The following is a 12,669-nucleotide window of genomic DNA, read 5'->3' on the forward strand; positions in this document are numbered from 1 at the left end:
TATCGTTATTGTAGATGTTTCATTAATCGTTCCTTGACCTGGAATGGTTTAATCTTCGGTCTTCCTAAGTTCCCCTTCGTTCCAAGTGCTGTGCTAATGTAAACAAAACTCAACATCGGCTCGGAAGTCCACGCTTCAATCTTCTTTTCCAATTCCTCTATGCTTCCAATGTTCGTTACATCAGAATAGCCTGAAGATCTGGCCAATTGGGCGAAGTCAACAATTGAAGATACTGTAAATTGCCCCCCTGTGGATTCGTGCACCCCATTATCCAATAATACATGTAACAAGTTGACTGGTCGATAATAAGCCGTTGTCGCTAAAGAGCCCATTCTCATTAATAACGAGCCATCTCCGTCTATACATATTATCTTCTTATCCGGACGCGCTATTGCCAATCCCAAGCTTAAGGCTCCTATGCACCCCATTGAACCAACCATATAGAATTGATTAGGGCTGTCTTCCAGTTCATAAAGTTCACGGCCGGTTACTCCTGTGGTCGCCAGCAATACTGTATCTTCGTTGCAAGTATTCTGTAGCGTTGACAGAATGTCCATTCTTTGCGGATAAAACGCAGTAGGTGCATTCTCATGCCCAGTTATAGATCTAGTTCTCGGTACTGAATCTTGTCTTTCCTTTAACACGACGGAATTAAACGTATTTTTGCGAACCACGAAAAAAAAGGAACGATTTTGGTCAATAATCCGGTTTGCATGCTGTAGCTGTTCTAGTGCTTCTTCTTCATTCGAAGACAGATATGCCCATTCAATTTGCATCATTTCAATCATATCTGTCGTTATCTTACCTAACAGTTCATGTTGCGGTTCATCGTTCAGTCCCTCTTCCCCACGCAAACTCACAAAACCGAGAACAGGTATTTTAAAGGTATAGTTAAGAGAGGTGAGTGGTGACACTGCATTAGTCAGACCCGAATTCTGACATAGAAACACAGACTTCCTCCCACCAATAAATGCTCCTGCACATGTGGCCACCGCATCGCCTTCATTGGCTGCCATAACATAATCACATTCATTTACGGCATAATTAATCAAATCCTTCAGGAAAGAACATGGTACTCCACTGTAAAAATCAAATCCTTTATTTCTTAACCCTTCCCCAAACGTATACGTATTAATTGACATACAAATCCCCCGCCTTCTGCAAATCAACCACATTATCAACATCAAGCCATGAACCTCTAATATAAAGAACGGATACGTTGGTTCGGGCTTTTAAATCATTAAACAAATCGCTCATTCTAAGTTGTTCAATATTCTCTCTCTGAGCCAAATTCGTAAGAGCATCCCTTAGAACAACTGCCCCATTCTCGCTTACCTTCCATAAACCAATGAACTCGCCCATTACTTCGGAAGGGATAATATGTGTTCCCATCTCGACCAACTCCACCCGATCGGAGAAAACATTGTTTGAATACTTCTTATTTGTCTTTACATAATCACGATATTGACCATCTTTATTGTCGCTATCTGCATCCACAACAATCGTAATCTCGTTAGAATCATTTAATAGTTCATTTAGAATATAAGATTTATAAATAATATCGCCATAACTAATAACCGTGTTTTCTTTCACGGCCTCAATGGCAACCAATAAGGAATATAATTCTTTAGTGGTCTCATATTTATCGTTATCTATTGCAGTAATGTTAGTGAATTGAATCGAATCTTTCGCAAATCCCCTCACAACCGAAACATCTTTAATTCCAATTTGATTTAAATTGTCAATTTGCGTTTGGAGCAAGGACCTCCCGTTAACCTTTAGCAGAGCTTTAGGTACTTGATTAGTCAGACCTTCAAGACCCTCCCCTTTAGAAGCCGCGAGAATGATTGAATTCACATTTTTCCCACTTGTAGGTAGATACTTCTTCTCTGCGATCTTCAATTCTTCTGCTCCCTGTAATCGGAAGATATCCGCCACCGAACTAATGGTACCTTCAATGTTTCTTAGGCTCTGATCCTTAAATATAGTTCGAGTGGTATGCTCCATTGCCGTGATGACCGAACGGACGTTATGATTGGCCCATATTATCATGCTTATGTCCAGTTCTCTAAATCGCTCGGTAGGTGTAGAATAATATTTAGTCGGAACAATCACCAAAGGATGTCTATTTCCCCACTCTTGCACAAATGCTTCAATATCGGACGGGTTAGATTTTTTACTGTGTACCAGAATAGCATCCGCACCTGCATTCCGATAAGCTTCCGCTCGTTTAAGGGCCTCTTCTAATCCCCAGCCCGCTATGAAAGCTTCAATTCTAGCGACCACGACAAAATCATCATCCTGTTGCTCATCCTTAGCTGCCTTAATCTTCCCGCAGAATTCATCGATATCTGCCAGCGGTTGGGCTTCCCCATTGATAAATGAGTTTGTCTTCGGAAATAGTTTATCTTCAATACAAACTCCCCCAATGTTTCTTTGTTCCAATTTCCGAACCAATCTGCGCATGTTGTTAAAGTTCCCATATCCGGTGTCTCCATCCAGCAAAATCGGGATGGTTGTCGCGTCACTCATAAATTCCAGCACCTCAAGAACCTGGGTCCACGATGCCTCATTGTTATCTCTCACACCTAATGCCGCAGAGATGGACAACCCACTTCCCCATATCCCTTTAAACCCCGCTTCTTCTACTATTTTCGCGGACAAGCCATTATGAGCTTCCATGATAAACTCCAGTTCATTGGAGCGGAGCATATTCATCAGTTTCGTTGTTTTTTTCATAACATCCACACCTCTGTTAATATCCTATTTCGATATTTTTATTATTTTCTCAACTTATTTTGATAGATGACATCCATCACTTGATCAATACAGTCATCCAATAATCGTTCCGATGTTCTCAACACGAGATCGGGAGTTTGCGGGATTTCAAATACGTCGTCAATGCCAACTACATTATTCACCCTGCCCTCATAATAATTCTTGTATAATCCCTTGACATCCCGTGCAATACATACTTCTAAGGGGCAATCAATGAACGCTTCTATATAGTTGTTTAACTCTCGACGATAATTGTCCCTCATTTCCTGATACGGTGTTAATGCAGCTATGATGACGGATATTCCATTTCTATTAAGTGTTTTGGCCAACAACTTCAATATATGACTTACTTTTATTCTCTCTTCTCTTGAATATCCAAACATCTGACCAATTTCATGTCTTATGACATCTCCATCAAGCAGTTCAAACTGGATCTGATGGCTTCTCAAGCGTCTCGCAATTCCTTCGGCTATTGTGGTCTTTCCAGCCCCACTGAGGCCTGTCAATAACAATGTGAATGCTTCTTGCAAGAATATTCCCCCACTATAAAAAGTTCTCGTCATAATTGCCACACAAAACTTCCTAATCAAAGCGAGCTCATGATACCCCGAAGTCCTATAACTAAAAGGAAAATTAATCGAATAATGTAGTGGGCAATTGCATCAATCTACTACATAAGGAAAATAATCAGATACTTTCTTCCGCAAATCCTCTAAAGCTCCGAGATATTCAACATTATTGATCTCATTGTTTTTCTCATTCGGCAGGTTAAAGAACCATTCTTCTCCATCTTGGAATAAAATATATTTAAAACTATCGTTTCTGACCATTTTAAATGCTTTCATCCATGACCCTGCATTAGCTGAGAAGTTTGGATCGTTGGAATACATCTCAAAGTAAATCGGCCCGCGCTCAACTACGACATGATCAGAGAATAACTCTTCTTCTATTTGATTATCCTGCAACAATCCTTTAATTAAGTCACATAACCTCTTTAAGCTGAACAAAGAAGTAATTATTTCCGGTTCCGTGTTTGGGGAATTTATTATGAGGGGGACGTGAATGATGTCCTCTTCACAGGTAACAACATGACCAACTGGTCCTCCTACTTTCGTTCCGTGATCACTGCAAAAAACAAGAGTGGTATTCGAAGCGAAATACTGGCTAATTCTATTTAGTTGATGATTTATGAAGGAGATCGACTCGTCAAGTTGTCTAATACTCCCACTCACATCTCTTGTCGGATCATTGTAGCTGTAATACACATTGTAAGTGAGATTGAGAGTTGGAGAATCGTTACAGCACATAAATGGAAAGTGTGCTTCACTAATATTGATTATATGTGCTTGTGGATCTTCACAATCAACCAGCTGACAGAACGCATCCCACCAACGAAACGTCATAGGATGCATTATATTCCCCGGGTAAGCTACATTAATAAAATTCTCAACACCGGATATCTTCACTCCCCCATGTGTAAATGTCTTATAATTATGATCATTCAACCACGAAAGAAGGCTTGATGTGCTCCCGTCGATTTCTTTATAAGAGTAGTCATTACCGTCGTGCAACGTCTCGGAAAACATACCTCTGTAGGAAGCACTAGTATAGGTTGATACACTATAGGCCCGATTAAATTGAATCGAGTGCTGTCTCAAATCCTTTAGATAGGACAGTTTATCCACATCTTCGTATCTTAACGAATCAATCACAAATAAAAGCAAATCTTTTGTAGTCCTATTCGCCGCTCTCTTGTTGGCATTATGTAGCATATCCTTAATTTCATCTATTATTTTCAAAAATCTTCGGGCGTCTTCTTTATCCACCATTTCGTAGCGATGAACATACATTTCAAATCTCTCAAAATCTTTAATATGCAACAGGAAGGCCAGAAGTTGACAATATGTATATTGCAATATTTTTTTCTCTAATCCTGGCTGGTTAATCTGACTCACCAGCATCTTCATTTCGATGTATGGCTGATAACGCGTTTGCAACCATGAATGGAATGGTTCTTTAAATTCAACGACACCTTCAAATATATCGTATATATCCAAACAATCAATATTACTGAAGTTGGTCCTTATGTATTCCTTTATCCGTTGCCTATCTTCATAGGACGAGATCAGAACAACATCGGGCGCCTCTTCAATTAGAGCGTTAACCGATTTCACTTCAATTCCGCCTATTGGATCAAGATTCTGATAATCGGGATCAACAATCAAGTTAATATTCAAATTCTCCAGGGAAGCAAATATCCGTTGCGTATGTTCGCTCCCTCCCCATATAGCTACCTTTTGGTGTTTCCCTTCAAACTTCAAATATCTATACAAATATTTTACATAATAACTTTTATTGGTGTATTCTAACCCATTCGTCACGGCAATGTATTTCAAATATCCGTTCAATGTTGTTAGGTGTTTATATGAAATAAAATCAATATTTTCACAGAATCCTATTTCCGACAGCTGCTTCGCCATCTCAGCATAGTACATGCTTGCGATAATAATAAGCATTCTTTTCTCTTTGTTATTTTTCAGCCATTCAACTGATTGAATTTGAATTCCCTCGATGTTGCCGCCCCATTTTTGAGGATCATTATCTATGCAACATTGGGGGATCCATCCAGCTGCAACCAATTCCATTATTGTTTCTGTAGATGCCCTGCCCGCACCGAATACAACAATAATTTTGTTCTCTAATAATGCAGTATTATAAATCATTCATTTCTCCTCAACTTCCAGACGAATATTGTTTGCGATCTTTATACAAAGAGATTACAACGATACTGTCTTGTCTTCAACTACTACAGAATGGGGTATGACTCCTCCACTCAGCTGCGCGGCTTTTATCTTCACCTTAATTACACAATCAATGGTACCAACGACAATTTTATTCTTCCTTACTCATATATCGGAAAATTATTTCGAAATGTTTGATTAAACTGTTGTTTGTTCCATAAACGGCGAAAAGCAACTAAATATTATTTGTACAGCTTCCGATTAATATATAAAATACAGCTATGGGGTGAAACCAAATGTACGCCGTAATTCTGGCAGCAGGAATCGGTTCTAGACTAAGACCTCTTACTTATGAAGCTCCAAAATGCATGACCGAGGTTTATGGAGTAAGCATTTTAGAAAGACAGGTTCAAGCCTTTGAACGTATAGGTATTCAAGACATCATCATTATCACAGGTTATCGTTCCACTGATATTGAATCCCTGAACCTTCCTATCCGATATAACCAAGTTAATTTTACCTTTATCGAGAATAGTGATTATGAGTCCACAAACAATATGTACTCTTTATACTTGGGTCGATCAAAGGTTGACGGTTCTCCCTTTTATCTGTGCAATGGCGATGTCTTTTTTGACCCGCAGATTGTTCAAGAAATGAATCAAGATCCAGCCCTCTCTTTGGTCGCTGTCGATAGCCAGAATTATTTTGAAGAATCCATGAAAGTTACGGTCAACCAATCGGGTGTAATAACAGACATCTCCAAGGGCATCAAAAAAGAAAGTGCGTTCGCTTGCTCAATTGACCTTTATAAATTTTCAGCAGAAAGCTCTTCCATCCTCTTCAAAGAACTACGGCATCTAATCGAGACGGAACAAAGACTCAAAGATTGGACTGAAGTGGCACTCCAAGGCTTGTTCAGGACTTCTCGGTTAACAATGTACCCTTATCAGATTGGAGATCGCAATTGGGTAGAAATCGATGATTTCAATGATCTTCTACTCGCCGATCTCAAGTTTGCACGTCTTCGTCCTGAACAACTTCGAGATAAAACGTTACTGATCGATTTGGACGGAACATTATTTATTGGCGATCAGTTGATTCCACAAGCAGATTCCTTCATTCGTAAGCTTGAGGCCATCGGGATTCCTTATTTCCTATTTTCCAATAATTCATCCTACTCCAAAGCTAGTCTCGTTGATAAACTAGCCCATATTGGCATAGAAGTAACAGAAGAACGAATTATCTTATCTACTGACGGCGTGATTCACTTCCTGAACAACAAACGTATTTCGAAAATACATGTCGTGGGAACTGCTCGCATGAGAGATGAGTTTACCAAACAAGGATTCTGCTTGACGTCCGAAGCGCCCGACTTTGTCGTTCTCGGTTATGATACGGAACTGAATTACGACAAAATTAAAACAGCAAGTTACTATCTGAACAAAGGAATTCCTTTGCTTGCGACTCATTGCGATGTTAATTGCCCAACGGCTACTGGACCTATTCCGGATATCGGAAGTATGCTCGCCATGTTTGAAGCTGCCCTTCAAGTCACCCCTTACAAAATCTTTGGGAAACCAAATGCTGAGATGGTATCTCCCCTATTCGACCAACTCCATTTAACTCCTGACAAAATGGTCGTTATAGGTGATCGACTGTATACCGATATGAAGTTGGCCAGAAATGTTGGTGCCCATTTCATTTGCGTACTAAGCGGAGAAACGAATCGTGCCGATCTGCAGGATAAAAAAGATTATCCTGACTTAATCATTCAAAGTGTCGAAAAGCTGTTGGAGTATTTATAAAGTCTATCCAATCTAGAATGACGAATATAGCGATGGTTTCCCCCTTTCATAACAAAACCAAAAAGCGCTTCGTTTTCCTGGAGCTCTTTTTGGTTTTGATTTTCCTATTTGTCATCATTGGTACTCATTTAAAATCTTCCTCAGCGTTCGTTGCGTGAGCCTTATAGAATGACATCCTTTTTCTAGTTCAGTGATGTTCCTCTTTGCATCCAAATAATTAGCTCTTATGGTTAACGCCGTTCGAAAACGAACTTCTGCCTCCTCGATTCGACCAAGCCGTACCAGACAACAACCGGAATTATTGTAGGCTTCTGCCATGTTCATATCCAATGCGCTCGCAGCATCGAAATGCGCATATGAGTTGTTAAAATCGTTTAAGTTATAGTGACAGACCCCTAGCATATAATGAGTAAGGGAACTTTCGTCTGCCTTTTTCAATATTTGTATTGCGGCTTGGAACTCAGAAATTTTGACCAAAATTTGTGCTAATAACATCTCTTTCGCTGACGTCTCAAAAAAACTGCGATTCACCATTCGTTGAATTTCTTCCATTCCTAACCTCTTCACAACGTCAACTTCCGCTTTTAACTGATTGTGATGTTGATTGGTTAGGTTGCCTTCATGCCTTCGATACAAGTACAAAGGCTCCTTGATATAATGAAACTTGAAAAGCTTTGCCATCTCTATAGATAACCAATAATCTTCTGCATGTTTAAGATGTTCAGGATAAGGCACTTGCAAAAAACACTCTCGCCTCCCCATAATGGCAGGCATGCAGGGGATAATTTGTCTATTAAGGAGTGTAACAGCGAAATCCTCCTGCCTTTGATGGATCTCTTCGCTCTCAACCTTATTCAGGATGGACTCCTCTGCATCCACGATGAAAGCGTCACAGTAAACGATTCCGACCGTGACATTCCTGTCCAGTACCTCAAGTTGAGTAGCAATTCTAGGATAAAGGCTTACATCATCGGCATCTTGGATCGCAATATAATCCCCTGTTGCCTCCCCAATCGCCCGGTTTCGCGCTTTAGAAGGGCCATGGTTATTCTGGTAAATATATTTGACATTGGGGAATGACTGAACAATCCGTGCTGTTTGATCTGTTGATCCGTCGTCAACAACAATAATTTCATCGGGCCTGGTTGATTGCTCCTCAAGACTTCTCAGTGCTCTTGCAAGATAGTTTTCTCCATTATGTACAGCCATGACCACACTTACGGTAGAACGGGGCTCGCCCATAATTCACCGCCTTATAAAAATTGTTCAATCATGGACCAAATTCGTTCGCTGGATTTCGCATCCTGATACGTATGAATCATAGGCAACAACGCGGCTCTTTCACTCTCATAAGGGTCTCTGTCTAAACTGTTTATTATTTCCATCTCAAGAAACGATTGCGAGTTTACCTTCGGACCAGGCGTCCAGCTGTCGTAGGGACTTAACAAGAACCCCCTGTCCGCTTGATACTCCGTTAAATCATTTGTAACAAAAACAATAGGACGGTTCAGCAATAAGTAGTCAAAAAAAACGGAGGAGTAATCCGTCAATAATAGATCAACACCATTAATTAGTTCATACAAGTCCAAGCCTTCTTGAACCAGATAACCCGATTTAAGGAGGAACACATGCTCTGATTGAAACTTTTCCAGATTGTTTTGAATATGCTTCTCAAATTCGTGGAGCTTAACAATCAAGAATAAGTTATGTTCCTGCAAATAAGCATGAAATGCCTCCTCCTGAAAATCTGAAAACCCAAATAGATTGTCGAGATTTCGTTTACCTTCTACTGCTTCTCTGGAGGAAAACACTCGAAACGTCGGCATATAAAGAAGCAGCTTTTTATGTTCCAACGACTTCCCGACAATCCGCTCAAGATTGGAGCGACCATCACTGCCCAGCAAGAGATCATTCCGAGGCATACCGGTTATTTGATACTGACGAACAGTGGTTGGGAAACAAGCACTCATTAAAGTCGAATACAATGGGGAATAGGAGGCAATAGCATCTGCCTCTTGCCAAACCTCTGCTGAAGCCATATCCTTGCTCGCAGAACTTCTGTGCATCCTCCCCATAGCTTTTAAGGGAAAACCATGCCACAATTCAATATTTTTTGCCCTTCCCAAGGAATGATTGCGATGAGTAGATACAAAGACATCAAAGCTTTCCGTATCGCCTTCATCGTTTTCACTCGTAATCAACCGAACATCATACTTCTCTCGGATCGCGCAAGGCATGCCTTTGAATAAAGCAATGCAGTTGCATCCAGAATTGCTGGTTGATAATAATCCAATCGCCTTCTTCTTCTTAGAGTGGGGGGGGAGCAACAATGTTCCCAAAGTGGCTTTGTAACGTTCATGTAAATATTGCGTAAAATAATAAGGATACAACGGAACAATTCGTTCGAAAGGAACCCCCAATTCCATTAACTGCTGAAAAATCGGTTCAACAAATTGGCTTGCAATAACAATATGATCAAACTCTATCTTGCAGATATAATGAACTTCGCGCACGGGTATTCCAAACTTCGTTGTCGTCCATTTGGCACTATCATTGTCCAAAAATGCGGCTACTTTAACATTGCTTGCATTTAAATTTCGATAAAAGGATTCTGCGCTGCTGCCTGTTCCGAATATAATGATCGTTTGTTGCTTCATAAACGTTTCTTCCTTGTTTGAAACAAACTTCTCAGCGGCACAAGCTTTTCACTATTCGACTCAAAGAGTTCTTCCCTTAACCGTAGTCTCCAATCCTTATACTCATCGACTCCATTAATTAGCACCTCATGGATGGCATTCATTAATTGCTCCTCATTAAACACCTTGATACCGGGCGTATATTGATCATAGTCCATCGCAAAGCCTCTCTCATGATCACGATATTCTTCATAATCATAGGGATAAAACAAAAGTGGCTTTTGGTAAATTAAAAAATCAAAAGCAATTGAAGAATAATCGGTAACAACGAGATCAAATAAACTCAGAAACGGATACAAATCAACCTGTTTTGGCAAACGAACGACGTCATCAGTTTTACTATTCGTATGGCTGATTTTGCTATTAAAGTGCTCCTTGACCACCATAATCAAATTACGACTACGCAGAAAAGCGTGGAATGTCGGGCTATCTAGAATATCCATCTTGACCCGACTTTTCTCCCTAAATGTTGGGAAGTAGCCGATTATCTTTTTTCCTTTTGCTTTATAATCATTGATAAGTTCGATGCATCGAGTCTCATCCGGCAGCGAAACATCTAGTAGGCTCTTAAGAGTCAGCACCTGATTACGTGGCACTTCCGAAATCGTTATGAGCGACTTCGGTACTTCCATCTCTTGCGACAAAATATCAGCAACTTTAGCGGATGAAGCCAACAGCGAGAAATCATTCCATAGACCGATATCAGGGTCCGCACTACCAAGATAGCTTTTGCCATTCAACTTTTTGATCGGAATACCATGCCATAACTGCAGTCTCACAGCTCCTGCAGAATATAATGGATTAATATCATGCCTTTGCTGATCAATAATATGATACTTTGCCCTTAAGGATGCCCACACAGTTCCCCAAGAATCCTTCAACCGCACGTTAAACTTGTTGCTTTTTAAGAAAGCATAAACTTCATTACTTTGGGTAATCCAGGTAATCTTCTTTATGCCAAACTCGTGCTTGTATTGATTGATCATAATAAACAAGTAACGCGAATTGTCTGCAAAACGCAAGCCATGCCAGCCTCCGATAATCACTTGCCGTTTAGACCTTGGAAACCAGCGTGATAATCGATTCATAGCCTTTACGAACAAGGGAGAGTAGGCATGATTAATATCCCCATATAGAGGGAAGTAATCAACGTAACGCTCAAGCCCATTTTCATTCAACTGAATGGAAATCTCTTTTACAAAACTGCTTGCAATCAGAATGAGGCTCCCCTTCAGGTTGTCTATCGTTGGTTGTTTAATCGGAGTACCTTCGATTTGCTTCCCCCACTTCTTTGTGTCATTATCAACGAAAAAACTTACCTTATATCTTTTTGCGAGAATATGCAGAGCCTCAGTCCCTACCTGTCCTGTTCCAAACAAAATAATTGGTCTTTTAAAGACTTCATTTTTAGCTGGTATTTGACGCAAGTAATAGGCGATCATTCGTCTGATCGTTTGTACCTTCAACGCTATCTCACTCCTTGCCCATCCACTTTGCTTAAGGAGCAACAATCATTGGTTGTCTCATCGATAGCTCCTGACAACGGCGCTTAATTGCTACGATGATTTCTTCCGCATAACTGTAAGAACCAATAATAATCGGATCCATATCCTCAGTCAGATAATGATCTAGTGATTGAATAGGATAGTTATTGAATGTCTTGCCCCACTTCGAAGAATTGCTATCTATTATCCCTTCGATATGAACTCCATTTAAGGCAAGCTCCAACATCAACTTCAGCGAATAATTTCCAGTTCCATAAATGACTACGCGCTTTATTTGATTATAGATTAGTTGCTTAACCATAAATTGAACAGAATAGTTAATTACCAAATCATTAATATCACTCTGTTGCGAATTAAGCACCCACCCGAGACCAAACTTTCCTTGCTCGATGTCGCTCCTGAGATATTTATTTTTTATTCTCGTTCTCACAGTATGAAACAACGTTGCCGCTGCTGCACTATTGCTGTACTCCCCCGTCTTTATGCTCAGTCTGTGATGATAATTGGCCAGCGCATCGTGCAACAAGAATACATCATACTTTAATAGAAAACGGATATTAAACTCCCAATCCCCTAGGACTGGAAGAGATTCGTCGTAATAACCAATTGCATCGTGTACCCTTTTTCGGTACAAGAACGAAATAGGCACCATCTGATTTCGATTTGCCATCTCGGCAAGAATAATCGTGCTAATCTCCGGTCTCCAGAATTCTTTGTGCTTAATCTCCACATTCTCACCTTTGATTTCTTCAACAACTTTAATAACCTTAGTTGCAACACCTTCATAACCCTGGCTTTGTTCAGATTCTAGAAACCCCACTGTCCTCTCTAAAAAAAGAGGGTCCCAACTGTCATCATCATCATGGATAACCACATAGTCAGACTCGACACTTCGAATTCCGATATTTGAGGCCGCTTCCATACCGACGGAAGCAGGATTATGGATGACCTTGATGCGCTCCTTGAGCTGGTCTTTATTTGCATTAATGAGACGATTTACTTCTTCCGGTCCGCCGCCATCGTTCACCACGATCAGTATCCAATTGGAATAGGTTTGTGCAATTACACTCTGCAGAGCACGTTTAAGTAATATCGCTCTGTTTTTCGTACGCATGATTACGGCAACTTTCCCCATGATAGTATA

Annotated in this window: 9 protein-coding genes; 1 reads left to right on the plus strand and 8 read right to left on the minus strand. The window is 40.3% G+C overall.

What is annotated here, in order from left to right; genetic code table 11:
• Positions 1–5: 5 nt before the first annotated feature.
• From aepY to E6C55_RS09910, 4 genes are all read right to left on the minus strand, one after another.
• The gene (gene aepY / locus E6C55_RS09895; RefSeq protein WP_211093555.1) at positions 6–1,142 is read right to left on the minus strand and encodes a phosphonopyruvate decarboxylase; all 1,137 of its coding nucleotides are present in this window, start codon (positions 1,140–1,142) and stop codon (positions 6–8) included.
• On the minus strand, positions 1,132–2,739 hold the full coding sequence (gene aepX / locus E6C55_RS09900; RefSeq protein ID WP_136369626.1) for a phosphoenolpyruvate mutase: 1,608 nt from the start codon (positions 2,737–2,739) through the stop codon (positions 1,132–1,134). Before aepX ends, aepY begins: the two co-directional genes overlap by 11 nt.
• Positions 2,740–2,780: 41 nt before the next feature.
• A complete protein-coding gene (gene cysC / locus E6C55_RS09905; RefSeq protein ID WP_230986632.1) occupies positions 2,781–3,341 on the minus strand; it encodes an adenylyl-sulfate kinase in 561 nt (186 codons plus the stop codon).
• 99 nt (positions 3,342–3,440) lie between these two features.
• Positions 3,441–5,501, minus strand: a complete 2,061-nt coding sequence (locus tag E6C55_RS09910; RefSeq protein WP_136369628.1) for a sulfatase-like hydrolase/transferase — start codon at positions 5,499–5,501, stop codon at positions 3,441–3,443.
• A 314-nt stretch (positions 5,502–5,815) separates the two neighbouring features.
• Between E6C55_RS09910 and E6C55_RS09915 the strand changes: the two genes are divergently transcribed.
• A complete protein-coding gene (locus E6C55_RS09915) occupies positions 5,816–7,324 on the plus strand; it encodes an HAD-IIA family hydrolase (protein ID WP_136369629.1) in 1,509 nt (502 codons plus the stop codon).
• 114 nt (positions 7,325–7,438) lie between these two features.
• On the opposite strand, the gene E6C55_RS09920 is transcribed toward E6C55_RS09915, so the two are convergent.
• Genes E6C55_RS09920 through E6C55_RS09935 form a run of 4 tightly spaced genes read right to left on the minus strand, consistent with a single transcriptional unit; the run spans position 7,439 to position 12,660 of the window.
• On the minus strand, positions 7,439–8,566 hold the full coding sequence (locus E6C55_RS09920) for a glycosyltransferase (RefSeq protein WP_136369630.1): 1,128 nt from the start codon (positions 8,564–8,566) through the stop codon (positions 7,439–7,441).
• An 11-nt stretch (positions 8,567–8,577) separates the two neighbouring features.
• Positions 8,578–9,981 (minus strand): CDP-glycerol glycerophosphotransferase family protein, encoded by a 1,404-nt coding sequence (locus E6C55_RS09925; protein WP_136369631.1) that lies wholly within the window; start codon positions 9,979–9,981, stop codon positions 8,578–8,580.
• Entirely contained in the window at positions 9,978–11,486 is a 1,509-nt protein-coding gene (locus tag E6C55_RS09930) for a CDP-glycerol glycerophosphotransferase family protein (protein ID WP_136369632.1), read from the minus strand. The genes E6C55_RS09925 and E6C55_RS09930 overlap by 4 nt, the downstream gene beginning before the upstream one ends.
• A gap of 31 nt (positions 11,487–11,517) precedes the next feature.
• On the minus strand, positions 11,518–12,660 hold the full coding sequence (locus tag E6C55_RS09935; RefSeq protein WP_136369633.1) for a glycosyltransferase family 2 protein: 1,143 nt from the start codon (positions 12,658–12,660) through the stop codon (positions 11,518–11,520).
• Between the last annotated feature and the right edge of the window lie 9 nt (positions 12,661–12,669).

This window comes from Cohnella fermenti (genome assembly GCF_004801405.1).
GTDB classification, from domain to species: Bacteria; Bacillota; Bacilli; order Paenibacillales; family Paenibacillaceae; genus Cohnella; species Cohnella fermenti.